The sequence below is a fragment of the Zunongwangia profunda SM-A87 genome (genome assembly GCF_000023465.1).
Taxonomy (GTDB): Bacteria; Bacteroidota; Bacteroidia; order Flavobacteriales; family Flavobacteriaceae; genus Zunongwangia; species Zunongwangia profunda.
This window is the reverse complement of sequence record NC_014041.1, coordinates 633954-660552: the sequence shown is the minus strand read 5'-3', so window position 1 is coordinate 660552 and position 26599 is coordinate 633954. Positions and strand designations below refer to the sequence as shown.

General features: G+C 36.2%; 25 protein-coding genes. 8 read left to right on the top strand and 17 right to left on the bottom strand.

Annotation, left to right across the window (positions count from 1 at the left end; translation table 11 throughout):
- Positions 1-3 precede the first annotated feature (3 nt).
- The 5 genes from ZPR_RS02975 to murI all read left to right on the top strand — a co-directional run bounded on the left by ZPR_RS02975 (position 4) and on the right by murI (position 5636).
- Complete coding sequence (locus ZPR_RS02975; RefSeq protein ID WP_013070129.1) at positions 4-744, top strand: isoprenyl transferase; 741 nt, start codon at positions 4-6, stop codon at positions 742-744.
- Complete coding sequence (gene bamA, locus ZPR_RS02970; RefSeq protein ID WP_041578625.1) at positions 677-3385, top strand: outer membrane protein assembly factor BamA; 2709 nt, start codon at positions 677-679, stop codon at positions 3383-3385. The genes ZPR_RS02975 and bamA overlap by 68 nt, the downstream gene beginning before the upstream one ends.
- Before the next feature lie 30 nt (positions 3386-3415).
- Positions 3416-4228: an OmpH/Skp family outer membrane protein gene (locus ZPR_RS02965; protein ID WP_041578624.1), complete on the top strand. Its 813-nt coding sequence runs from the start codon at positions 3416-3418 to the stop codon at positions 4226-4228.
- A 34-nt stretch (positions 4229-4262) separates the two neighbouring features.
- Positions 4263-4775: an OmpH/Skp family outer membrane protein gene (locus tag ZPR_RS02960; protein WP_013070126.1), complete on the top strand. Its 513-nt coding sequence runs from the start codon at positions 4263-4265 to the stop codon at positions 4773-4775.
- Positions 4776-4844: 69 nt separating this feature from the next.
- On the top strand, positions 4845-5636 hold the full coding sequence (gene murI / locus ZPR_RS02955) for a glutamate racemase (protein WP_013070125.1): 792 nt from the start codon (positions 4845-4847) through the stop codon (positions 5634-5636).
- On the opposite strand, the gene ZPR_RS02950 is transcribed toward murI, so the two are convergent.
- The gene (locus ZPR_RS02950; protein WP_083759721.1) at positions 5633-6655 is read right to left on the bottom strand and encodes a PorP/SprF family type IX secretion system membrane protein; all 1023 of its coding nucleotides are present in this window, start codon (positions 6653-6655) and stop codon (positions 5633-5635) included. The two genes, murI and ZPR_RS02950, sit on opposite strands and share 4 nt — an antisense overlap.
- 109 nt (positions 6656-6764) lie before the next feature.
- Between ZPR_RS02950 and ZPR_RS02945 the strand changes: the two genes are divergently transcribed.
- Positions 6765-7694: a NifU family protein gene (locus ZPR_RS02945; protein WP_013070123.1), complete on the top strand. Its 930-nt coding sequence runs from the start codon at positions 6765-6767 to the stop codon at positions 7692-7694.
- Positions 7695-7764: 70 nt separating this feature from the next.
- Here the strand turns inward: ZPR_RS02945 and ZPR_RS02940 are convergent, their stop codons facing one another.
- Positions 7765-10029, bottom strand: coding sequence for an inorganic phosphate transporter (locus ZPR_RS02940; protein ID WP_041579538.1), 2265 nt, complete (start codon positions 10027-10029; stop codon positions 7765-7767).
- A 371-nt stretch (positions 10030-10400) separates the two neighbouring features.
- Between ZPR_RS02940 and ZPR_RS02935 the strand changes: the two genes are divergently transcribed.
- Complete coding sequence (locus ZPR_RS02935) at positions 10401-12437, top strand: thioredoxin domain-containing protein (RefSeq protein ID WP_013070121.1); 2037 nt, start codon at positions 10401-10403, stop codon at positions 12435-12437.
- 71 nt (positions 12438-12508) lie between these two features.
- Entirely contained in the window at positions 12509-13399 is an 891-nt protein-coding gene (locus tag ZPR_RS02930; protein ID WP_013070120.1) for a mechanosensitive ion channel family protein, read from the top strand.
- Between the two features lie 13 nt (positions 13400-13412).
- Here the strand turns inward: ZPR_RS02930 and tsaB are convergent, their stop codons facing one another.
- The 15 genes from tsaB to cyoE form a co-directional block, all read right to left on the bottom strand.
- Positions 13413-14075 (bottom strand): tRNA (adenosine(37)-N6)-threonylcarbamoyltransferase complex dimerization subunit type 1 TsaB, encoded by a 663-nt coding sequence (gene tsaB, locus ZPR_RS02925; protein WP_041578623.1) that lies wholly within the window; start codon positions 14073-14075, stop codon positions 13413-13415.
- A gap of 18 nt (positions 14076-14093) precedes the next feature.
- Complete coding sequence (locus ZPR_RS02920; protein ID WP_013070118.1) at positions 14094-15374, bottom strand: efflux RND transporter periplasmic adaptor subunit; 1281 nt, start codon at positions 15372-15374, stop codon at positions 14094-14096.
- A gap of 79 nt (positions 15375-15453) precedes the next feature.
- Complete coding sequence (locus ZPR_RS02915; protein ID WP_013070117.1) at positions 15454-16896, bottom strand: TolC family protein; 1443 nt, start codon at positions 16894-16896, stop codon at positions 15454-15456.
- 61 nt (positions 16897-16957) lie between these two features.
- Complete coding sequence (locus tag ZPR_RS02910; protein ID WP_013070116.1) at positions 16958-18076, bottom strand: efflux RND transporter periplasmic adaptor subunit; 1119 nt, start codon at positions 18074-18076, stop codon at positions 16958-16960.
- Between the two features lie 33 nt (positions 18077-18109).
- A complete protein-coding gene (locus tag ZPR_RS02905) occupies positions 18110-19375 on the bottom strand; it encodes an ABC transporter permease (protein WP_013070115.1) in 1266 nt (421 codons plus the stop codon).
- 12 nt (positions 19376-19387) lie between these two features.
- The gene (locus ZPR_RS02900) at positions 19388-20635 is read right to left on the bottom strand and encodes an ABC transporter permease (protein ID WP_013070114.1); all 1248 of its coding nucleotides are present in this window, start codon (positions 20633-20635) and stop codon (positions 19388-19390) included.
- Positions 20628-21329 (bottom strand): ABC transporter ATP-binding protein, encoded by a 702-nt coding sequence (locus ZPR_RS02895; protein ID WP_013070113.1) that lies wholly within the window; start codon positions 21327-21329, stop codon positions 20628-20630. Before ZPR_RS02895 ends, ZPR_RS02900 begins: the two co-directional genes overlap by 8 nt.
- A gap of 101 nt (positions 21330-21430) precedes the next feature.
- Positions 21431-21670: a membrane protein gene (locus ZPR_RS02890; RefSeq protein ID WP_041578622.1), complete on the bottom strand. Its 240-nt coding sequence runs from the start codon at positions 21668-21670 to the stop codon at positions 21431-21433.
- An 11-nt stretch (positions 21671-21681) separates the two neighbouring features.
- A complete protein-coding gene (locus ZPR_RS02885; RefSeq protein WP_041578621.1) occupies positions 21682-22221 on the bottom strand; it encodes a DUF420 domain-containing protein in 540 nt (179 codons plus the stop codon).
- Positions 22218-22958, bottom strand: a complete 741-nt coding sequence (locus tag ZPR_RS02880) for an SCO family protein (RefSeq protein ID WP_013070110.1) — start codon at positions 22956-22958, stop codon at positions 22218-22220. Before ZPR_RS02880 ends, ZPR_RS02885 begins: the two co-directional genes overlap by 4 nt.
- 18 nt (positions 22959-22976) lie before the next feature.
- On the bottom strand, positions 22977-23621 hold the full coding sequence (locus ZPR_RS02875) for a hypothetical protein (protein ID WP_013070109.1): 645 nt from the start codon (positions 23619-23621) through the stop codon (positions 22977-22979).
- Between the two features lie 84 nt (positions 23622-23705).
- Positions 23706-24071: a cytochrome C oxidase subunit IV family protein gene (locus tag ZPR_RS02870; RefSeq protein WP_013070108.1), complete on the bottom strand. Its 366-nt coding sequence runs from the start codon at positions 24069-24071 to the stop codon at positions 23706-23708.
- Positions 24072-24090: 19 nt separating this feature from the next.
- Entirely contained in the window at positions 24091-25071 is a 981-nt protein-coding gene (locus ZPR_RS02865) for a cytochrome c oxidase subunit 3 (protein WP_041579537.1), read from the bottom strand.
- Between the two features lie 48 nt (positions 25072-25119).
- Complete coding sequence (locus ZPR_RS02860) at positions 25120-25701, bottom strand: cytochrome c oxidase subunit 3 (RefSeq protein ID WP_013070106.1); 582 nt, start codon at positions 25699-25701, stop codon at positions 25120-25122.
- Positions 25692-26594 carry a heme o synthase gene (cyoE, locus tag ZPR_RS02855; RefSeq protein WP_041578620.1) on the bottom strand — a complete coding sequence of 301 codons (903 nt, stop codon included), beginning with the start codon at positions 26592-26594 and terminating at the stop codon, positions 25692-25694. Before cyoE ends, ZPR_RS02860 begins: the two co-directional genes overlap by 10 nt.
- Positions 26595-26599 lie beyond the last annotated feature (5 nt).

Here is a 26599-nt window from a genome sequence, read left to right as displayed (position 1 = left end):
GAAATGAATTTTAAAGAAAATCTCAACTTAACAAAATTACCCTCGCATATTGCCGTTATAATGGACGGCAACGGCCGTTGGGCAAAAAAACAAGGCTTTTTAAGAGCTGTTGGCCATAATGAAGGAGTAAAATCTGTAAGAGATATTGTAGAAGGTGGCGCCCAGATTGGAATAAAATTTTTAACCTTATATGCTTTTTCTACTGAAAATTGGAATCGCCCCAAACTGGAAGTTGATACATTAATGAAGATTTTGGTGTCTTCCTTGAAGAAGGAAATCAAGACGCTTCAGGACAACAACATTAAACTAACCGCAATAGGCAATATTGATAATCTGCCTAAAAAAGCAAAAAGGGAACTTTTAGACGTTATTGAAAAGACAAAACATAACGCTAAAATGACTTTAATTTTGGCTTTAAGCTATGGTTCCAGAGAAGAAATAACCTCTGCAGTCAAAGCTTTAGCCAATAAAGTAAAAGAAGGAACGTTAGAACCAGATAAAATAAATGATTCTTTAATATCTGAAAGTCTATATACCAAAGATATTCCCGACGTCGACTTGATGATTAGAACAAGTGGCGAGCAAAGGATCAGCAACTTTTTGCTTTGGCAAATGGCTTATGCCGAGTTGTATTTTACAAGTATTTTATGGCCAGACTTTAGAAAAGATAATCTTTATGAAGCCATTTACAATTATCAAAACAGAGAACGAAGATTTGGAAAAACAAGTGAGCAACTTAGTTAGTGTATTTATGACGAAAAGAATATTAGCATTCGTATTAGTTTGTTTTACTTTTAGCATCGCTGCAAATGCGCAGGATCTCCCTATAGGGAACGGTAAAAAATACACTTTAGGCGAAATAAAAGTTACCGGCTCTACAAGATATAACGAAAGCACAGTAGTCTCGTTTACACGACTTAAAAAAGGCGAAGAAATCTATATCCCTGGTCAACGCCTAAGTAATGTAATCAAGAAATTATGGGACCTTGATATGTTTAGCGACATTGAATTTTACATTACTAATGTAAAGGATGGGGTTGCAGATCTTGAGTTGGTTATCACCGATATTCCAAAACTTTCTGAAGTTAGAATACAGGGGATTAAAAAGAAGAAAGATAAAGAAGAACTTATTGAGGAAAATAAACTAAGAACCGGTGTAAATGTTACTGAAAACCTCATTACTAATACTAAAAATTACATCGAAAACAAGTATAAAAAAGATGGATATTTTAACGCTAAAGTAGCCATCAACACTGTTGAAGTTAAAGATACTACCAATAATAACATGGTGAACATGGTTGTTAATATCGATACAGGAGATAAGGTAAAAATTTCCAATATCGATATTATCGGGAATAAGCAAATCTCTGATGCTAAATTAAAAAGAGCCATGAAAAACACGAAACAAAAACGATTTTATCGTTTTTGGAAGCGCTCAAAATTTAACAGGGAAGATTACCAAAAAGATAAGCAAAATCTTGTAAACAAACTGAAAGAAAATGGCTTTAGAGATGCCCGAATTATCTCAGATAGTCTTATCACTGTTGATGAAAATAATATTGCTTTAGACATAAAAGTTGAAGAAGGTAATAAATATTATATTGGGAATATTGATTTTGTGGGTAATACGGTTTATACTGATGATTTCTTGCACCGTGCTCTAGGAATTAAAAAAGGAGATACTTACAATGGTGTTCTTATGAACGAAAGGATTGAAGATCCTGAAGATCCCAATGCCACCAATATCTCTACTATCTACAGAAATAATGGTTATCTATTCTCCAGTTTTAACTTAGTAGAAACAAACGTATATAATGATACTATAGATTTCGAATTACGAATCACTGAAGGAAAAGAAGCTTATTTTGACGAAATCCGGGTGGTGGGTAACAACAGAACCAAAGATCACGTTATTTACAGAAACCTATTAACAAAACCAGGCCAAAAATATAATCAACAGGATGTGGTATCTACCGTAAGGGAATTAGGTTCTTTAGGATTTTTTGATGCAGAGCAACTTAGCCCTGAATTTATAGATCCCGATCCACAAACAGGAACATTATCACTGGAATACAATGTTGTTGAAGCCGGGGCCAGCCAAATCGAACTACAAGGTGGTTACGGCGGTGGCGGTTTTATAGGTACTTTAGGCCTTTCCTTCAATAACTTCTCTATTGCAGGGATATTTGATAAAGATGCTTACAAGCCGGTACCAATGGGAGATGGGCAAAGCCTTTCTTTAAGAGCACAGGCAAGTACCTTCTACCAAACCTATAGCCTATCTTTTATAGAGCCATGGCTAGGAGGCAGAAAACCGGTACAGCTTTCTACTTCCTTTTCTTACACAAGACAGTTTTTATATGACTATCGTTCAAGAAAACCAGATAGAACAAAAAGTTTTGACATCCTGGGTGTTAGCGTAGGATTTGGTAAACGTCTTACTGAGCCCGACCCATATTTACAGATCTCGCATGCTGTAGGTTTCCAGCGTTATGATCTTAATAACTATAATACCGGATTATTCACCTATGGGGATGGTTTCTCTAACAACTTAACCTATACTTTGGGAATTACCAGGGACAATACAAGATACAATCCTATCTTTCCTATTGGGGGATCTGTTTTTAGCATAACCGCTAAATTTACCCCTCCTTATTCACTTTGGAATGGCGTAGATTACAATGACCTTCAGAACCAAAGTGAATTTCAGCTAAAAGATGATGATGGTAACTTTATTGATAACAGCGGGAATCGCGTATTGCCTGAAAACGCTGTAGGAGATCAATCTAAAATCGACCAGGAAAAATACAAATGGTTAGAATTTTACAAAGTGAAGTTTAAGGGAGACTGGTACACTACTTTAGCCAACTTTGGTGAGAACAAAAATTTAGTGTTAAGAACTAATGTTGAATATGGTTTCTTAGGAGCTTATAACCAGGATCGTGGTATTCCTCCTTTCGAACGTTTTTACCTTGGAGGTGACGGTTTAGGATCCTACAGCCTTGATGGTCGTGAAACCATTCGTTTAAGAGGGTATCCTAACCAATCTTTAATTCCATTAGATAGAACTTCTTTAAGCCAGGCTTCCAATGAAGATGGCGCCACGATATACAATAAATACTCATTAGAGCTTCGCTTCCCTATTACGTTAAAACCATCGGCTTCGATATATGCATTAACCTTCCTGGAAGGTGGTGCCTCTTACGATAACTTTAGGGATTTTAATCCCTTCCAGTTAAACAGATCTGCCGGTGCCGGTCTTAGAATCTTTATGCCTGCATTTGGATTACTAGGAATTGATTTTGGTTACGGGTTCGATCCAATACCAGGACAATCTGGAGCCAATGGATGGGAAACACACTTTATCATAGGTCAACAATTTTAAAATGGCATGATATTTTCTATCTTCGGGCGTATGAAAAAATTAAGTCTACTCATCATTACGATACTTGTACCTCTGGCAACATTTGCTCAGCGCGGTCTTAATATTGGGTATATTGACATGGACTATATTTTACAAAATATCCCCGAATACCAGGAGGCCTCATCCCAACTTGACAATCGGGTACAAGAATGGAAAAATGAAATTGATGCCAAGAGACGTGAAATTTCTGAAATCCAGACCCAGCTTGAAAATGAAAGAGCACTACTAACTAAAGAGCTATTAGAAGAACGAGAAGAAGATATCAAATATTTACAAGATCAGTTAACAGAGTATCAACAAAAAAGATTTGGCCCTGGCGGTGATTTTATTCTTCAGAAGAAACAACTAATCAAACCTATACAAGATCAGGTATTTACCGCTGTACAGGAGATTGCAGATCGAAGAAATTTTGATTTTATTTTTGACCGCACTTCAGAAATTGGTATGATTTATGCCAAGTCCAATTATGATATGAGTGATCAGGTTTTAAGAATTATTACCAGAGCGGCTAATCGCGAACAAATCGAAACGCGTCAGGATCGTAGAGAATTACGACAGGCAGAAAACAGAACTGTAGCACAGGATTCTGTTGTTCAGGCCAGAGCTCAGGCTTCTGAAAATGCTAAAACCGAAAGAGAGCTTTATATTGAACAGCGCCGAAGAGAACGTGATTCGCTTAGGGCAGCAAAAAAAGCTGAATTTGAAGCAAGAAGAGAAAGAATATTAAAAGAGCGTAAAGCAGCTCAAGACAGTATACAAGCTGCGCGGGAAGCTGCAAAACAAACAAAGGATACAATCAATTAACAAATAATTACTTTAACACTTAATAATAATTAAAATGAAACAATTTAGAACATTTTTTATAGCCTTAGCATTAACCCTGGGAGCTACGACATTTGTAAATGCTCAGAACTCTAAAGTTGCACACATCGCAACCCAAGAGCTTATAGAGTCTATGCCTGCTTATAAGGATGCCATGACTCAGCTTGATAAGTTGAGAAACACTTATGATGCAGAAATTAAGGATATGATGAGTGAAGCACAAAAGACCCTACAACGCTATGAAGCTGAAGCAGAAACAGTAACTGAGGAAGAAAACCAAAAACGTTCTATGGAATTACAAAGTGCTGAGCAACGAATCCGTGAGCGTAGCCAAAAAGCTTCTCAGGATCTTCAAAAGAAACAACAAGATCTTGTACGACCAATTTTAGAAAAAGCACGTAATGCCATCCAGGAAGTAGCAAGAGCTAAAGGATTTGATTACGTTTTAGATTCTACAACTGGAGCTGGTGTAATCATGGCAGATGGATATGATTTAATGCCAGACGTAAAAACTAAATTAGGAATCTAATAAAGATTCTATCCTATAATTTATGATAAAAACTGCGCAGATATCTGCGCAGTTTTTATTTTTGAACCTATGAACAAAAATAGTATCGGCATATTCGATTCTGGTATTGGCGGAACTTCCATATGGAGAGAAATTCATGAACTTTTACCTTTTGAAGATACCGTTTATCTAGCCGATAGCTTTAATGCACCTTATGGTATTAAGACCAGAGAGGAAATCATTGAACTTAGTAGAAAGAACACTATTAAACTTTTAGAACTTGGTGCTAAAATAATAGTCGTAGCCTGCAATACAGCCACCACCAATGCAATAAACGAATTAAGGAACGAATTCGATGTTTCTTTTATCGGCATTGAGCCGGCCATTAAGCCAGCCGCATTGCAGTCCCGAACTAAAAACATTGGGATCCTCGCAACGAAAGGAACGCTTAGCAGCAGTTTATTTACAAAAACTTCAGATTTATATACTCAGGGATTAAAAGTGATTGAAGTTGAAGGAAATGGTCTTGTAGAACTTATTGAAGCCGGAAAAATCTATTCTACAGAAATGGATCTGTTATTGGATCAACTTCTCGCTCCCTTAATATCCCAACCTATTGATTATTTGGTTTTAGGCTGCAGCCATTATCCCTATTTAATCCCTAGATTAAAAGAAAAATTCCATCCGGCATTAAGCATTATCGACTCGGGAGAAGCCGTAGCAAGACAAACTAAAGCCATTCTTGAAAAAGAAAACTTATTAAATACCGATTTTCAGCAAAAAGGGACATGCACCTTTTACACAAACTACGACCCCTACATACTTAAAAATATCATCAAACGCGACAATGAAGATTTTCAAGTGAAACGCCTGGACTTTTAATTAATGGCAGGGCACCGGCAATCGTAACGCTTCCTGCTTTCTCCAAAATTATATCCTAAAGTAAGTTGATGAAAACCATTATTACTTAAAACTATCGTATTCATCTGATAACTGAAGGTATAACCAAACATAAATCGCTTATACTCCAAACCTAAAAATGGAGTGATATATCGTAAGTTTTGTCGCTGTATTTCTTCACCGGTCCTGTTATATTCTACTCCGTCAAAAGCCTGCCGATAGGACACCCCTATCCAGCCCTGGCCAAAATCAAAATCTTTATAGGCTTTTATATTAACATCTATGCTAGCCTGAGAATTCAGTTCTCTTAACTGAAATAAAAATGAAGGCTCCAATCCCCAATCATTAGGAACAAAATCAAAAACATATCCTGCCGAAGCCAGATATTTACGCTGATTATTAGGAACTGCGTCGGAATAAAATAAGTCACGTTCTATAGAAATAATATTCTTTACAGCAACATGCGCATAAAAATCCATATAATAATACGACATCCCAACATCCATATTGGCAAAGAAATCTGCAGTAGTATCATTATTTCCAATAATAGGATCATAAACATTAAATTCAGATTGATCCAGCCGATGTTGGATAATACCACCACTAAGTCCAAATGATAATTGATTAAGATTCACATTATCCCTGGAAAACATAAGATGGTAGGCAAAGGTTCCATAAGCGCCTAACTTAGAGAAATAACCATTTTCATCTCTAAAAAATATCGTTCCTACACCAATTTTGTCACCTAATCTACCATTCACACTTAAAGTTTGTAAGTTAGGAGCATCGTCTACGTCAAACCATTGCTGCCTGGCCGTAAGCCGAATTTGATTATAGTTTGAGGCCCCTGCCATTGATGGATATAGTAAATATAAGTTATCCATTAAATAATCAGAGTATGTTGGGATCACCTCCTGTGCCGCTACCCTACTAGTTGAAAATAAAAGAAGGGGGCAAAAAATTATCAAAACCAGGATTTGTTGAAAACGGTCAGGGCACATAAAATCGAAGTAAAATTTTATCAAATTACAGAATACTAATTAATATAAGTGGGGTAAATATATACATAAGCTAACTTTTGTTTAGTATTTTTGCTCAAAATTTTAAGAAATGGAAAATTATACCATTAATATACAACACACTACACAGCCTGAGATTGTTAAATTTGAAGCGAATAAATTCTTGACCAAACACGAGAATTTTGAATTCAAAAATATCGATGAGGCTGCGAAATCTCCCATCGCACAACAACTATTCTACCTTCCATTTGTAAAAACAGTTTACATTTCCCAGAATTTTATAGCTATCGAAAAATATGATATCGTAGCCTGGCCAGAAGTGGAAAATGAAGTTGCTGAGCAAATTCAAAATTATTTGAATAAGGGTGGGATTGTTATCAAAACCGATGAGCAGCAAAAAAATATTCCTGTTACCGTTTATGCCGAAAGTACGCCTAACCCAAAGGTTATGAAGTTTGTGGCAAACCGAAAACTGGTACTTCATGCTGCGGAATTTAAAAATATTGATGACGCGGCAGAATCACCGCTAGCTCAAAAGTTATTTCATTTTCCTTTTGTAAAGGAAGTCTTTATTGACGAGAATTATGTAAGCATCAATAAATACGACGTTGCTTCCTGGGATGAGATCACTATGGAATTACGTGAATTTATCCGTAATTTTATTCAGGAAGGAAATTCAGTATTAAATAATGATGCCATTACCGGAGCACCAGAAGGGAAAAATGGATCTGAAACTTCTAAAACTGCACCTAAACCACAAATTAATATTGATGAACTAGATGATACTTCACAACAGGTGGTAGCCATTTTAGAAGAATATATTAAGCCTGCCGTAGCCAGTGATGGAGGTAATATTTTATTCGATTCTTACAATGAAGAAAGCAGGACGGTAAAAGTGATCTTACAGGGCGCTTGCAGTGGCTGTCCCTCTTCTACCATGACTTTAAAAAGCGGTATCGAAACCATGCTTCGTGATATGCTAAAAGGAAAAGTAGATTACGTAGAAGCCGTTAACGGATAAATTACAAAATTAAAAAGCCGCTTATTTAAAGCGGCTTTTTATTTCCTATCTAATTTTTATTTCACTCAGCTTAAAAAGTACTTTTTGCTTCTCTGTAAAATTCCTGGAATAACTGCAGTAAACTCATGGTAGAGGTGATCAAATCCCTTGTTTCCAAAAGCAATCCAAAGTAAAGCTTGGTGTTACGCGGACTCGTTTCTGAAGTTCGAATACGGTTAATTTGTTTCTGAATTAAATCTGAAACGTAATCTAGTAATTCCTGCTTGTCTTTTAATATCTGGTCTATTTTTGCAAATTCATGGTTATTAAAAGCATATTCAATATCATCAAAAAGCACCTGCATTCTTTCATCTACCTTTTTTAAATCACGAATCTGATTAAACTTAAGATTCTTATGGTTATTGTGTACGTGATTATAGCTATTACGTGTAATAAATGCGATAGACTGCGTCATATCCTGAAGGTAATCAAGAATCAAAATATAAAATTTACTCGCTTCAACCGAATCATCATCCAGGGATTTAATAAAATAGAAGATGTTCCCCTTAAGTTCATCAACCTCTTCTTCAAGTTTCCCTATCGCTTTATTATTCTTCTTCAATTTACCAAGATCATGGTAACCAAGATTATCGACAGTCTTGGTATACATTCGATTAATTCCATGAATTACACTTGAAATATTTTCTGAAGTTTCCGTCGTTATCTCATTAATCGTAATGATATCTGTACGATTATAACGCTTATTTTTCTTTTCTTCTTTGGACTTTCTACTATGTATAATACCGCTACGCACCACTAAAACTACAGCCAGAATAATAAGTATTGCCAAAGCAATAGTCCCGCCGTAATAAATGATACAGGCAAAAATTGCAGCGGCCGTAAAAGCAACCAAAGCAGTTACAAACCAACCACCAATTACATTTAATACGCCAGCCACACGATATACCGCACTTTCACGGTCCCAAGCCCTATCTGCTAACGAAGAACCCATAGCTACCATAAAAGTAACATACGTGGTTGATAATGGTAATTTTAAGTTCGTACCAATAGATATTAAAATACTGGCCACAACAAGATTTACAGAAGCCCTAACCATATCGAAGGCAGGAGCGTCCAGGCGTTTACTACGAGTATGATGCTCTGGTTTTTCAAACTTCTTATCAATCTTATTTTTTATAGCTTTTGGCATAACTGTAGAAACTGCACCACTAAACATTACAGAATAACGCACAATGCTTCTGGAAAGCCAATTGGGTTCAAAACGTTCTACACCATCACCCTGCCTGGCCAGATTCACCCCGGTTTCTACCACAGCCTTAGCTTTACTACTAAACCAAAGTGTTACTACCATTACACCACCGGCAATAATCAATAAGAATTCTGGCGTAGGTACACTTCCGCTTAATCCACTCATTAACATTTCAGAAGGTAAAGTCCCAGATGATTGATAAGCAGTTTCCCATAAATTATATGATTGCCAGGCAGCAATAGGCACACCTATAAAGTTTACCAGATCATTCCCGGCAAAGGCTAATGCCAGGGCAAAGGTTCCTATAACGATAATTACTCTTAAAATGTTTAATTTAAACATACTCATTAGTAACTGGCTTATGATAGAAAAGAAAACAAAGCCAATAAGAATAATAATAAGGGTATTTTCGTTAATATACGTTAGGGTATCTTCAGAAAGATAAGGAACACTTTTAAGACCTTTTATCAAAATAAAATAAAGGATTGCGGTTAGTGAAGCTCCTCCAAAAATACTTCCAACATATTTCATTTTCCTTTCAAACTGAAAGGAAAAAATTAATCTGGAGATATATTGCACCACTAATCCTACAATAAAAGCAATGACCACTGCCATAAGAATACCTATAATAATCTCTGTAGCTTTACTGGTATTAATATAACTGGCCAAAAGACTTAAATCATTTCCGTCTTTATAAATTTTAATAACTGCAATACTTACTGCAGCTCCCAGTAATTCAAAAACTATAGATACCGTAGTAGAGGTGGGCAAACCAATAGAATTGAAGAAATCCAGAAGTAAAACATCTGTAATCATGACAGCCATAAAAATGATCATGATCTCTTCAAAATAGAATTGCTGCGGAAGAAAAATTCCTTTTCGGGCCACTTCCATCAAACCACTGGAAAAAATCGCACCAATAGCCACACCAATACTCGCTACAATTAAGATGGTTCGCATCGAGACCGCCTTAGACCCTATAGCCGAATTTAAAAAATTGATGGCATCATTACTTACTCCTACCACCAAATCTGTAATCGCAAGTGCCAAAAGGGCGACAAGCATTACAATGTAAACATCTTCCATAAATCCAATATTTTCAACCAGCAAAAGTCTTTCTTTTTTTTGAAAATTAAAGCGGTCTAAGGTTATGAAAACTTTAAGTTATTTAGCTTTTAAATCACTGTCTTCATGCTGATTTTGAGACACAAATATACTAATCTTAAGTTTGCACCATCTATCAGAAGATAAAGTAATCTACATATCATTGTTGTAAAAGTTTTAAATTTTCCTACCTTCTATTATAATTAGGTTATTAAACCCTATAATTACTTTTGATTAAATTACCTCAACAAAACCATGAGGTAGTAGTTAGAAAATTATTTTTATTTCAAGGCATTTAATATCGATTGTCGAGTAAAAAAGTATGATCAACTTATCCCAAACCATAGATTTTTATGAAAAGCGCTACCAACGATCTTATTTATGAAACCAGCCCTTACCTTTTACAGCATGCTCACAACCCGGTAGATTGGAAAGCATGGCATAAAACTGTTTTAGAAGACGCAAAAAAAACTAATAAATTATTATTGATTAGTGTAGGATATTCGGCTTGTCACTGGTGCCATGTAATGGAACATGAGAGTTTTGAAGATCCGGAAGTGGCCGATATAATGAATGCCCATTATATTTCTATAAAAGTAGATCGTGAAGAACGCCCCGATATTGACCAGGTGTATATGCAGGCTGTACAACTAATGACCGGTAGTGGCGGCTGGCCTATGAATATCGTAGCTTTACCTGATGGCCGCCCGGTCTGGGGAGGGACTTATTTTAGAAAGGAACAATGGAAAAGCGCTTTATTACAAATCCAGCAGATTTATAAAAAAGAATCTACACAACTTACCAACTATGCTAATAAGCTAAAAGAAGGCTTACAACAACTTAATCTAATCGACATTGGCAATAATTCATACGAATTTTCACAAAAAAGACTTGGTGAGTTTATAGAAATCTGGAAACCCTATTTAGATATGAAGCTGGGAGGAACTAAAAATGCTCCTAAATTTATGATGCCAACCAATCTGGATTTCTTATTACGTTACGCTTATCAGTTTAAAGACAAAAAGTTACAGGAATACGTACTCCATAGTTTAGATAAAATATCTTTTGGCGGAACTTTTGACCATATTGGTGGCGGATTTGCAAGATACTCTGTAGATGATCGTTGGCACGTACCACACTTTGAGAAAATGCTTTATGACAACGCCCAACTTTTAAGTTTATATAGTAAAGCTTATAAACTCACTCAGGACCACTGGTATAAAGAAGTTATTAAAAAAACAGCCCGTTTTATCGAAACTGAACTTACCGATAGCACTGGTGCTTTTTATTCTGCATTGGATGCAGATTCTGAGAATGCAAAAGGCAATCAGGAAGAAGGTGCTTTTTATACCTGGAAAAAAGAAGAACTTGAGGAACTATTGGCATCAGAATTTGATCTTTTTTCAGCCTATTTTAATATCAACGCCAGGGGGTATTGGGAAAATGGAAACTATATCCTTTATAAAACTGAAAAAGACGATGATTTTACTAAAAAGCATAATATCTCTTTAGAAGAACTTTATCAAAAAAAATCAAATTGGACTAAAATTCTTAGTGAAGCGAGAAAAAAAAGAAAAAAACCAGGTTTGGATGATAAAACACTTACTTCATGGAACGCCCTTAGCCTTAACGGTTTTGCTGAAGCTTATACGGCCACAGGAAAAAATCATTACCTGAATATTGCCCTTAAAAATGCAGAATTTATTATTCAAAATCAGCTAAACCCCGATTACAGCCTTTTCCATTCTTATAAAAACAAACAAAGTAAAATCAATGCTTATCTTGAAGATTACGCCTTCACGATCGAAGCTTTTCTAAAATTATACGAGGTGACCTTTGATAAAAAATGGATTGATATTTCCTCTCATCTTACGAAGTATTGTTTTGAGAATTTTTATAACCAGGAAAATACACTTTTTAATTTTACCTCTAAAAAAGACGATGCTTTAATTAGTACTCCCATTGAGCTTACCGATAATGTGATCCCCGCCTCCAACTCGGTAATGGCCAATAATTTATTCAGGTTAGGTCGTTTAACGGGAACATCTAGATATTTAGAAGTGTCAGAGAAAATGCTTCAGGTAATTTCAGGAAAAATAGGTTCTTATCCCATGGGACATTCCAATTGGCTTCATTTGTACCTCAACATCAGTAATCCTTTTTACGAATTGGCAATCCTTGGAGAACAGATAGATAGAGAACAAAAAGAAATTCAGAAAAAATACCTCCCAAATCTTATTATTTCCGGTAGTAATACCGAAAGTGAATTATCCATTCTTAAAGGTCGTTTTGTAAAAGGAAAAACACGCTACTATTTGTGTGAACAGGGAAAATGCCAACTTCCTAAAGAAGAATTAACGCATGTTTTAAACAATATCGCTCTTGTTTAACAAAACTTAAACGAGAATTTCTCGCATTTAGTACAAAAAATTATTCTCTTTGTGAAAAACTACTTGAAACTATGGATAAATTCAACGACTTTTCTGAGTTAGCACAGGAATATGCTAAAAAACTTATTGACTTTTTACCGGACTTAATTGCGGCAATTTTAATTCTAATCATAGGCTTTTGGATCGCAAAACGCGCGGTAAAATTTATGCAAAAGGCTCTAGACAAAAGAGATTACGATGTTGCATTAAAAGGCTTTTTAACCACACTGGTAAGTTGGGCCTTAAAAATATTAGTAATTATTGTTGCCATCTCCCAGGTGGGGATAGAAACCACATCTTTAGTTGCTATTCTAGGTGCGGCAGGTTTAGCCATAGGTTTGGCATTACAGGGATCTCTGGCCAATTTTGCCGGTGGCGTTTTAATTATTGTTTTAAAACCATTTAAAGTTGGTGACTGGATTGAAGCACAGGGTGTTTCTGGTAGTGTGAAAAGTGTAAGCTTATTTTATACTAAACTAGATACCTTTGGAAATCAGGAAGCCGTTATTCCTAACGGAAGTTTAGCTAACGATAATATTATAAACTATACTGTAAACGGGGTACGTCGTGAAAATATGACCTTTGGAATTTCTTATGATGATGATATTAAGAAAGCAAAAGAGGTGCTTATGAATCTTATAAAAGAGCAGGAAGGTATTGAAGCTGAACCAGCGCCACAAGTACTAGTTGGTGAATTAGGTGACAACTCGGTTAACTTTTACGTAAGATACTTTGCAAAAAATCCAGTTTTTTGGGATATCCACTGGTTTATGCTGGAAGAAGGAAAAATAAGACTAGAAGAAGCTGGAATGACGATTCCTTACCCTCAACGTGATGTTTATCTTTATGATCAAACTAAAATGAGTGGTACGGTTTTAAAGGAGTCTAAAAAAGAGAAAGACAGTACAGATAAAACTGAATAAAATAGCAGATAGATTAACCTGCTACAAAATCCTTTAAATAATAAGGTTCAAAATAAGCGACATCCTCTATGTCGCTTATTTTGTATTTATCATAAGCGATTTGTCCCATTTCTTTTGCTGATGGCAATCGTTCTTCTATAAACTCGGCATTTTGCTGCGAGCAAATTTCTCTAAACTTTGCTACTCCATTCCCAATAAAATAAACCTTTCCTTTTGCCAATTCCTCCTGAAAAGAATCTTCGGAAAGTACTTGAGCTTTAGTTTCTCTTATTTGATTAAATGCTGAATCAAATACTGCGGAATAAACTTCCATCCTTCTGGCATCGAGCATAGGGATAATTTGATCTCCTTTATTAGGAGTTACTTGCTTTGCTAAAGCGGTTAATGTTGGTACTGAAATAAGCGGAATATCCTTAGCAAAACATAATCCTTTTGCGGCAGAAACACCTATCCTAAGACCGGTATAAGAACCCGGTCCCTTGCTAATCGCAATAGCATCAAGGTCATCGATTTCAAAATTGTTTTCTTTTAAAATTTCATCGATAAAAACATGCAACTTTTCAGCATGAGAATAACCTTTACTATTATCTTCTTTCAATGCGATTACATCACCATCTTTACTCAAAGCAACCGAGCAATTGGTGGTTGCTGTTTCCAAACAAAGAATTACTGCCAATTTATATAATTTTAGACTCTATCCTTCGCTGTTGGTACTCCCGGCTACCTCAACTTTATCTCCGGATTTTAGAGTTTTTGTTACTACATTATAAGGACCGATAATTACAGTCTCCCCTTCCTTCAGACCTTCTGTAATCTGAATATTAGAATCATCCTGTATTCCAGTTTTTACAACGCGCAATTTAGCTTCTTCCCCGTTCTTAACAAAGACACATTCAAAAAGTTTAGAAGGATCGGTCTCTACATTCACGGCAGGTGCAGTTCCCATCGCTACCGTAGTAGTATCAGATTTTACAACGATCGCACTAATAGGCACACCAATAACTGCCGTCTTTTTATTAGTAATGATATCTACGGTAGCCGTCATTCCCGGTCTAAACGGTGAGTAATTTTCTGGTTTCCCTTCTAAAAGATCTTTATAAGAATCCTCTAAAATGCGAACTTTCACTTTAAAATTGGTAACCTGATCTGTAGTTAATTCACTGTCGGCAGAGTTAGATATTTCAGTCACAACACCTTTAAATTCTTTTCTTAGATAAGCATCGACCTCAACAACAGTAGAATCTCCAACCTCAACTTTTACAATATCATTTTCATTTACATCTACTTCTACTTCCATATTAGAGAGATTAGCGACCCGTAAAATTTCGGTCCCCGCCATTTGTTGCGTTCCCACTACTCGCTCCCCTAATTCAGCATCCAGTTTAGAAATGGTACCGCTCATAGGAGCATAAATATTTGTTCTTCCAAGATTATCCTGAGCTTCAGTTACCGTTGCAGCCGCACTTTGCATGCTATAATAAGCCGATTCTTTATTAGCTTCAGCAACTTCGTAATTAGAAACGATACCATCCCATTCTGCTTTAGAAATCACTCCTTTCTCAAAAAGTGTTTTATTACGTTCATAATTTGCCTTCGCTTGTTTTAAACTAGCCTGAGATTGCGTATAATTGGCACGGGCATTCTCCATACTGGCCTTTGAACGTTGTACACTAGACTGATAAATATCGGGGTTAATCCTCACTAATAAGTCTCCTTTTTCTACCTGCTGCCCTTCAATGATCGGAAGTTCGATAATCTCTCCAGAAACCTCGGAAGATAACTTCACTTCTACTTCAGGTTGAATTTTTCCGGTTGCCGATACGGTTTCAACGATATCCAATGGTTTAATTTCAGTAATTTCTACTTGTTTAAAATTACCGCTTTTACCAAACATTCCAGACTTTTTACCCACAACGAGTAATATGGCTAAAACCACAACAATTCCCAGAATGATAAAAAGAGTTTTCTTCTTCATTTATAAAATTTTTAAAAGCTATATTTTAAATATCCTGTTTTGATAAAAACCAGAACATTAATCAGCATTTACAAGAAATTTAGAATCTTAAATTAGCCACCGGAACCCCAAAATATAATTCCAGCACTTTTAGTTTAAAGATGTAATCGTACTTGGTACGAATCACTTCTCGCTGCGCATTTTCGTAACGCACTTTAGACTGACTAAAATCAAAAGCATTAGTTAACCCAACATCAAAACGCTCTGTCGCGTATTCGTAAGCCTGTTGCTGAGATTCTTCTGCCACCAAAGCGGCCTCATAAGCTTCAAAAGCCCCGGTTGCATCTACATAAGCCTGATAAACATTTGCCTCAAGATCCAATTCTGCCTGTTCTAACTGATATTCAGCCCTACGTACGTTTACTTTGCTTCTTTTAACTTGATTCCTGGTCGCAAAACCGTTAAAAATCGGAACGCTTAGTTGAAACCCATAAGAAATACCATCATTTAACCATAACTGGTCTATAAATGGCCTAGGAGGTAACGAAATGGGAACGGCAGGGTTCTGAGATTCGGTCACTACTGTTTCCCCTGTGGACTCTACATAACCAATTTCAGTAATTGTAGTGCCCGGTGGATTAATATAATCTATCCTGTTTGCACCGGTCTCCCTGGTATTATAGTTAACAAAAGCACCTAATGTAGGTAAATAGGCCCCACGGGCTATTTCAACATTTTGCTCAGCGATTTCCTTGTTGGCTTCCGCAATTCTAATTTCTGAACGTTCTTCTTTAGCTCGCTCGATAATATCATATACTGAATTATCTAAAATTTCGGTACCAAAGATATCATAGTCATCCTCTACGATATCAAAATTTTCATAATCCTTGATCAGTAAAGTCTGGGCCAGACTAATCAATGAAATCCTGATATTGTTTTGAGCGATTATAATTCGTTGTTTTTCATCGGCATTTGTAGCCTGTATTTCCAAGAGATCTCCCCTTGGCAAAGAACCGGCATCTACCAGTTGTTTGGTACGATCTAACTGCTCTAGAGTTACTTCGTTTTGAGATTTTAAAACTTCAAGATCCTGCTTAGCAAACAATACTTGCAAATAAGAGTTCGCTACCGATAATGTAATATCATCTTCCATCTTATCTAGAGAATACTGTGCAGCAAGTTTAGACATCTTGGCTCTTTGTAGCTGCTTGTAATTCCTCAGACCGTCGAATAACGTAATACTAGCCGTTACTCCTGCAGAAAAGTTTCTGGTAGTTTGATTTTGTAGCACCCCGGTAGTTACATTTTGGGTTAAACCTGTATTCCAGGAATTGCTGGCATTACCATTTAAACCAGGCAATAAATTACCTATGGCATCAAGTTTATCGATTTCAGCTGCTTCTACATCAAGTTCAGATTGTTTTACAGAGATGTTATGCTCTAAAGCATACTCCACACATTCCTGCAAGGTCCATTTTTTCTCCTGCGCATTGGCGATGAACCCAATGAAAAGTAAAATGGTAAAAAGTCTAAATTTCTTCATAATGTATATTGTAAAAGATAGGTCTAACAAAAAGTTGAGTTGTTACAAAAAATGCATAAAATTAATTTGCAGCAAAATTTTGAGCTGGTTTTAGTTGGTTCCACACTTTAATTTTATCGTCTTTACCGACTCCGCTTTTAATTTCCACATTAATACCATCACTCACCCCAAGCTCCACGTCTTTACGCTCAAATTGTTGATTTCCGGTTTCAATTTCTACAAAAGGCTGTTGCGTATCATTATCAAATTGAACCAATGCTTCTTTAATGGCCAGGACATCCTCAGCTTTTGCTAAGATTATAGAAGCATTCGCACTTAACCCAGCTCTAATAAAAGTGGTATCTGCTTTATCTAAAGTTCCTTTAATTTCAAATTGAATCGCTCCGTTTTCTTCCACTCCCTTTGGTGCGATATAATCCAAAACCGCATCGAAAGTTTTATTTTCTATAGCACCCACAGTGACTTCTAGTGGCAAACCTTCTTTAATCTTGCCTACTTCGCTTTCGTCTACTTTACCTTCAAAAATCATCTTATTCACATCGGCAAGCGTAGCCAGGGTAGTTCCGTCGTTAAAGTTATTGGATTCGATCACCTGATTACCGGTTTTTACAGGTACATCTAGCACCATTCCGGTAACGGTACTTCTAATTAATGTATTTGCTGCGCTACCAATTCCTCTGGTTGTTCCGGTTTTTACGATCTCAAAATTTTGCTCGGCCGATTTATAATTCTGTTCTGCTCTTTGATAAGCTACTTCAGCATTATCATAATCATTAGCAGAAATAACTCCCTTATCGAATAAAGATTTTTGACGCTCAAATATTTTCTTTTGATTATCAAGATTAATTTTAGCCGTAGCCACAGCATCTTTCGCACTCTGAAGCGAGTTAACATTGGGAATCACCCGAATCCTTGCGATTAGATCTCCTGCCGCTACAGACTCACCGGCTTCCACATAAATTTCATCTATAATTCCACTAATATTAGGTTTAATTAGAATCTCTTCTAATGGAACAATATTCCCGGTTGCTACTGTATTTTTAGTGATGGTTTGCACAGAAGCCTGTTCAGTTTGATAAACCACCGGATCTTGCTGTCCCTTTTGAAAGTAATAATACAGCGAACCCAAAAAGCCAATAAAGATTACGGCTAAAATAACGATGGTAACTGTTCTTTTCATTTTTGATTGTGTTTATTCTATTTTCTAAAATTGTTATTCTGTTCTTAACGCATCTACAGGCTTGATCTTTATCGCATTTTGTGCAGGAATTAACCCTGCCAGTAGTCCTGATATCACCAGGATCGCCAGTGCGATTAAAACAACCCCAATATTAACAGATGGATTAATAAACATCATTTCTGAGGTATCCATTCCATCTAAAATCATATTAATTATAAAGATGACGAAGGTAGAGAGAATGATTCCTGCCATGCCTGAAATGATGGTAAGAAATATCGACTCTAAAAGTATTTGCCCTCTAATGTTCCAGGGACTTGCTCCCAAAGCACGCCTAATTCCTATTTCGTTCGTACGCTCTTTCACCACGATAAGCATAATATTACTTATCCCTATAATTCCTGATAACAAAACAAGTGTCCCTACAAAATAAGCCACCAGGCGCAGTGCAATAAATAAACCGTTAATACGACTGTATTCTTCATACAAGTCAAAATTTCCTACGGCCCGATCATCATCTGGAGCTATACTGTGACGGGACTTGATAACATCAAACACACTATTTTTAAGATTGGTTATCGAATGATCATCATCTGCCGTGATCGCCATCCAGCCTACCACATTTCCCATATTAAAAGCTTGCGAAAATGCTGTAAAAGGCACAAAAATCTCTTTTTGCATTTCTTCTACATTTCCACCACCGCTACCTTTTTTCTTATAAGTTCCTATCACCATAAAACTAACACCGTTAATTTTAATATAGGTTCCCAAAGCTTCTTCGTTAATATCATACAAACCAGCCCTTACCCCTTCACCAATTACCGCAACTTTTCGGTTATCTTTAATATCCGAATAATTTATAAATCGGCCGGAAGTAATATCCATAGGCTGCTGTCTTATAATTTCAGGATAATCGCCATATACGTTATAAGCCCCACTATTTAAACCACGCACAACATTGTTAGCTCCACCAAAGCCTCCTAATTGATTACGGGGAGAGACAATCTCTAAACCGGTTACCGTTTGTTTTATAGCTTGAACATCACCTAATTTAAAATTATAATTTCGACCTTTGGGCAAACCTTTATAGGGTTTAGACACCGTTTGGGACCACATAAACATAGAATTTGTAGCCATCCCACTAAATCCTTGCTTAACACCGTTCTCTAATCCTTTACCGGCAGCCAAAAGGATAACCAGTATAAATATTCCCCACAACACTCCAAAAGCAGTTAAGAGCGTTCTAAACCAGTTTGCGGTTAGCGCTTCTATAATTTCGTCCCAGCGATCTCTACTAAACATGATTTAAAATTTTTACTCGTCCCTTAATGCTACGATTGGTTTTATCTTTGCCGCCCGGTAAGCCGGAAAAAATCCAGCGACCGCTCCTGCTATTATCAGTATAAATACAGTAGACAAAGCCACATTAAAATTTACTGTAGGGTTATATATAAAATCAGTCTGTATCATAGGGGCAACTACATCCAGCAAAATCAACCCAGAAATCAAACCTGTAAATCCAGCAAACGAAGTCACAAAAATTGACTCGTGAAGCACCATCCCAATAATGGAAAGCGGCTCTGCACCAAGGGCTTTACGTACTCCAATTTCTCTGGTTCGTTCTTTTACTATAATTAGCATAATATTACTAACCCCAACAACACCTGCTATAATAGTACAAATCCCAACTCCCCAAAAAAACATCTTTATCATGGCCATTAGATCGTAAAATCGCTTGGTGTTCTCCAGCATATTGTTCACCCTAATTGCGCTATTATCATCTGGAGCAATAGTGTGCTTCCCTTTTAAATAGGTTTCTACTTTATTAGTAAAAGCGTTAGCTGATGCCAAAGCTTCTTCATAAGTATCTTCGGGTTGTAATGTGTAAGACATGTAGTTAATATCATTACCTCCACCAAAAACTTTTTGAGCCGTAGTAATAGGGACAAAAACCCTAGTTTCCTCACGTTCTCCTCCGGGATCTGTATATACTCCAACTACCTTAAATTTAATTCCCGAAATTTCTACGTACTCTCCTAAAATGTTTTCTTGGTCTTTAAATAGATCATTTTTTACGCGATTTCCTATAATTACGACTTTTCCAGACGCTTCTACATCATTATAATTTATAAAACGACCTAAAAGCATGCTGCTATTTTCAAGAAATTGATAATCTGGATACACACCTTCTACCCTATAGGAGCCAGATTCCTTCCCGAAGCTTACCATACCGCCCCAAATTCTATATACCGAAGATTTATATTCTAGATCCTCTTTATTTTCTAAAGTGGTAAATTGATAATCTTCATTTTTCATCTGAATCATTCGGCCTGGATTTAAACCTTTGTATTCTTTCGAAGTTACTCCGGGAAAAACATAAATGATATTTGCTGCATCTCCCTGAAATTCTCTTTCAATCCCATGTTTCATACCTTCACCTATTCCAAGAAGAATGACGAGGATAAAGATGCCGGATGCCACTGAAAGTCCTGTTAAAAAAGTACGCAGTTTATTTTTGCTAATGGTCTCAAAAATTTCCTGCCAACGTTCAAGATCAAACATGTTGTAGTGCTCTTACCTGATTAACTTGAGTATCGTCGATAATTAAACCGTCTTTAAGGTTTACTATTCGCTTGGTCATTTGTGCAATATCATGCTCATGCGTAACAATGAGTATGGTCCTACCCTCATCGTTAATTTGTTGAATTAAATCCATTACTTCGTATGAGGTTTTAGTATCTAATGCCCCGGTGGGTTCATCGGCAAGTAATACTTTTGGGTCGGAAGCTAAAGCCCTGGCTATGGCTACCCGCTGTTTTTGCCCTCCTGAAAGCTGGTTTGGTAAATGATCCATCCACTGCGCAAGACCTACTTTTTCTAGATAAGCCTGAGCCCTATCCATACGTTCGCTGCGTTTCATCCCCTGATAATATAAAGGCAGGGCTACATTATCGAGTGCCGTTTTATAATTAATAAGATTAAAAGATTGAAATATGAAGCCAAGAAATTTGTTGCGGTAACGGGCAGCTATTTTTTCATTAAGATTCTTTATTGCTACGCCATCCAGGGTATAAGAGCCCGTATCAGCTTCGTCCAACATCCCTAAAATGTTAAGAAGCGTAGATTTACCTGAACCTGAAGATCCCATTATGGAGACAAGTTCACCTTCAGCAACATTAAAGTTTATTCCTTTTAAAACATGAAGTGAATTATTCCCTGTTTTGTAAGATTTGTGTAAATCTTTAATTGTAATCATAACATTTTGACTGATGGTTAAAAGCAAACAATGTGCTCATATCCATAAGACTTCCAAAAACTTAAAATGTTACAAAAAAATTAAAAAATACTTAAAAAATTCTAAGCCTCGTATTTCTTTTTACGGTAAGAACGGTAAATATAATATCCAAGACCTCCTACAAGCAGGTAGGGAAAAATCATTAAATAAAGAATTCCATCATTAATACCTTCAGCAGCGTTTTGCGAAGATTCACTTTCTAAAACGGCTCTACACATGGCACATTGAGCGTCTGCAAACAAGGGTATAAAAAAAAATACCAAAATAACCAATATGGTTTTTGCATTAAAAATCCTCTTCATTTTATTCAATTTTAATAATAAGGATACATAAAAATATACACCAAAACCCCAGTTATCGCCACGTACAACCATATTGGAAAAGTCCATCTGGCCACTTTAGCATGTTTCGCATACTCACCAGTTAACCCACGATACATCGTAAATAAGACTAATGGAATGATGATTGCTGAAAGGGCGATATGTGAGATTAAAATAAAAAAGTAAACATATTTAAGCAATCCTATACCTTCATAATGTACTGGCTCATTACTTATTTTTGAAATTACATAGCTTACTAAAAATATTGAAGAAAGCACAAAAGCCGTAATCATTACATTTCTATGTAATTTATATTCCTTTATTCTCATAAAGAAAAATCCCATTAAAAGCAACACCGCTGTAGAACCATTAAGCACAGCATGGAATAAAGGAAAAGTACCCGCTTCTGCTCCTAATAGATTGTAGCGTTCTGGTAAATTCATTAAAATTAAAACTACAATCGGTACTAATACCGAAAGCGCTATAATCACCGGAATGGCGATTTTGTCTGTTTTTGTCAATGTTTTTTTCACAACAATGTTTTAATATCCTCAATCAACATATCAATTTGCGGCTCCTCTTCTCCCTCAGCTATCGATGCATTTCTTTTTACAAAGCCTCTATAGTAAATCAATGGATTTCCGAAATTATCCTTTCGTGAACGAATATATCCCTCCTTATCAATTAAAGCAAACATACCAGAATGAACAAAACCGCCCTTCACATCAGGGTCTTCTCCTGCGTACGTTTGAAATCCTGCATTTGCCAATTGATAAATTTTTTCCTTTTCTCCGGTTAGCAAATGCCAGTTAGGATTTGTTATGCCGTATTGGTCGGCATATTCTGAAAGCACCTGTGGAGTATCGTGCTCTGGATCAATAGAAAAAGAAGCCACGCCAAATTCATTTTCGTAATCCTTTAATTCGTCCTGAACTTCAACCAAGTTTTCACTCATTACAGGGCAAATTGTCGGACAAGTAGTGAAAAAGAATTCTACCACATACACCTTACCCAGATAATCTTCATTACTAATAGTATCCCCATGTTGATCTATAAATTCGAAACTTGGTGCTTTTCTTTTTTCACCATTAAATTCAAGATAACCAACTTCCGGAGATTCCTTAGTAGGACGCTTTGTGCCTTCTTTATTTAGACGATCTCCTTCTACTATTTCTCCATTATTCATTTTATCTACAATTTTCGGAATTACAATAATTCCAAAAATAAGGATGATAATAGCTAGACCTATATATGAATATTTCTTCTTCATTATTATGTGAATTTCTAATCAATTATTTTTTCTTTCAGCATTATTCTTTTTCAAAGCCAGGCGATATTCAGCCAATATAACTTTTACGTCATCGTTCATCTTATTGGTCAATTCTGCTATATCTCTGGAATCATACCCATAAAGACTACCTTCATCGTCATCATCCCTACCTCGAAGGTTTCGGGACTTATCCACTATAAAAACATACGGAGAGTAACTATCTTCTGAAAGCTGATAGGGACTACTAAAACTATTAAATACCTCTTGAATTTGTTCTGGAGAGCCAAATACGAATTTCCATTCTTGAGCATTGGTAATCCCTTCAAACTCTTTTATAAAATCAGCAGCGCTCGCTTTGGCATTTTCAGGAAGAATAATCACAAACTGAAAATCATCAAATGCATAATATTTTTCAAGAATTTTTTTATCGAGATTAAAAGTATTTCCCTTTAAATCTTCTATTTTTTCTCCAAAAAAAGCGACTACACTAATATGATCCTCAAGAAATACAGGTTCGTCTTTATAAGTGGTAAGACCAGAAATTTCAGAAACATCTTCTGTTAAAATTGGTAGCCTGGCGAAATTATTTTTCCCCGATGCAAAAAAAAGGTAAGCAACGATCGGCAATGCAAATAGTACTGTGAGCACAAAAAATTTCTTCATAACACCGTTTCAGAAAAGGAGTACAAAAATAAAAAGACGGTTTAACAAAACCGCCTTTTCTTAATGTTTTAACTTTTGTAAGATTTAAAAATCCCAGGCGATATAGCCATTTTTATAAACCTCATAAATATAATCTCCTTCTGTTAGTAAGATGAAGATTAGATAAATTGCAAGAAAAACTCCAGACCATACGACTGCTCTTCGAAGTCCTTTTGTTTCCTGCTCCATGTGCATAAATGCCCATGCAATATAATATGCTTTATATAAGGTAAGAATTATAAATATCCAGTTTAACAGATGCATTCCTACCAAAGAAGTATTTGTAAGAAAAGTAGGTCTTATAATTCCTAAAACTACTTCTACAATGGTAACTACAGAAAGAATTGCAAAAACCTGCCAGATTCTTTTTGTATTTGATTCGTGGTGATGTGCTGTACTATCGTGTGCCATAATTTCTTCGATTCAAAATTTAAACAAGGTAAAAGAAGGTAAATACAAATACCCAAACTAAATCTACAAAGTGCCAGTATAAACCAACTTTTTCAACCATTTCATAGCTTCCTCTTCTCTCATAGGTTCCTAAAATAACGTTGAAGAAAATAATAATATTAATTAGAATTCCCGAAAAAACGTGGAAACCGTGGAAACCGGTAATAAAGAAAAAGAAATCTGCAAATAGTGGTGGCCCATATTCATTCTCAGTAAGGTTTGCTCCTTCTACTACGCCAATAGCATTATTGTCCAACCATTTTTGTGATTCCTCTCTGGAAAGTATTTTTTTAGCTCCTACTTCATCAAAATCTAATGTTCTTATAAAAAGATCATCGTTTGCCGCAAATCCTTGTTTAATACCTTCTAAGGTATATTCTGAGACTGTCGAGCCGCTTTCAAACCAAATACCTGTGTTTTCTGTATGCGTAGTACGTTCAGTCCCCTCTGTAATAGCGATATCTTTTAGGGCTACCCGATGACCCTCACCATCTACAAACTGAAGAATGTTTCCTCCTTTTGTTTTTAATGCACCGTACTCCCCAGAGATAAAGTTACTCCACTCCCAGGCCTGAGAACCTAAGAAAATCAAACCACCAATAATCGTTAAAAACATATAAGTAGTTACTTTCCCCTGCTTCATCTGGTGACCGGCATCAACAGCCAATACCATTGTAACGGAAGAGAAAATAAGAATAAACGTCATCAATGCTACATAATACATTGGTGCGTCTACCCCATGAAGAAATGGAAAGTGATTAAAAACTTCATCAGCGATTGGCCAAGAATCCATAAATTTGAACCTTGAAAATCCATAAGCTGATAAAAATCCTGTAAATGTAAGTGCATCGGAAAGGATGAAAAACCACATCATCAACTTACCATAGCTGGCTCCAAGTGGCTGGTTACCACCGCCCCAAGTTTTACCTTCGGTGCCTGTTCTAACAACAGTAGCGTCCATAGAAGAAGTCATTTAATTTAAAGTGCAGCGCAAAAATACGCAATTTTATTATCTAAAGAAATATAAAAAGAAAAACAGGTAAACCCACAGTACATCAAGGAAGTGCCAAAAAGTCGCACCAAGCTCTAATCCAAGTGTTTGCCCCTTATAGTAACGTTGTTTAAAATGATTATAAATTAATACTAAAAGTACTATCAAACCCGCCGCCAGGTGGGCTAAGTGAGTTAAAACCAGTACATAAATGAAACTTGTAGTAATTGTACTTTCACTTCCTGTAAAATAATAACCCTCATTTACAATAGCTGCAAATCCCTGAAATTGAAAAAGCACAAACAAAAGTGCCAGTATTAAAGTCCCCAATAAAAAGGCAGTACCATTTTTTCTATTACCAGATATAATATTCTTTTTTGCAAAGAACATCGTAATACTACTACAAAAAATCACTATAGTACTCCACATAAATGATTGTGGTAATTCAAATTCAGTAAGCCAGTCGGGCCGTGTTTTACTTACCACATAAGCACTGGTTAGACCGGCAAACATCATCCCCATACTAATAATCGCAAACCAGAGCATCATTTTTTTAGCTCGATTTCTTCTTTCCTGCTCGCTTCCTTTTGTTAAATCCATTCTCTAATAAATTTATCCAATACGTAAACTATTTGTAATAAAGTAATATATGACACACTGGCTAACATCAATTTTTTCGCTGCATCTGCTGTTTTTAGCTTAAAAAGACGGATCGCATAGTAAAGCATTCCCAAGCCCAATAGTAGGATAATGATTCCTGAAACCGGAGTTAAAAACAATCTTCCCGTAACCCCAAATACAGGTATTAAAGAAACTAATATTGTCCAGACCACATATAATACAATTTGTATGGCTGTTCCTTTATCTCTCTTCCCTGTAGGCAACATAAAAAAGCCTCCTTTCTTATAATCATCATACAACCACCAACCAATAGCCCAAAAATGAGGGAATTGCCAAAAGAACTGGATCATAAACAAGGTTCCCGGCTCAATACTAAATTCTCCTGATGCTGCTACCCACCCCAACATAAAAGGAATAGCTCCTGGAAAAGCCCCTACAAATACAGATAACGGAGTTTTTGTTTTTAACGGAGTATAGATACTCACGTAAAGAAAAATACTAATCGCCCCAAACATTGCTGTTTTGGGATTAATAATATAAAGCACCACTAACCCTAAAATCGTAAATACACTTGCAATAATAAAAGCTGTGGTGACCGACATTCTACCTGATGGAACGGGACGGTTTTTGGTTCTATCCATCAGCGCATCCAAGTCTTTTTCGATAATTTGATTGTAGGCATTAGACGCTCCTACCATAAAATATCCTCCAATTGCCAAAAGAAGCACAACCACAAAATCTACGGTTTCTGCTCCCAAAAAGTAACCTGCAACAGACGAAAAAACCACACTTATGGCCAATCGCATCTTGGTTATTTCCTTAAAATCTGATAATAACGAAGGTGAAGAACTATGTACGCGCGCGCTACTCAAAATTA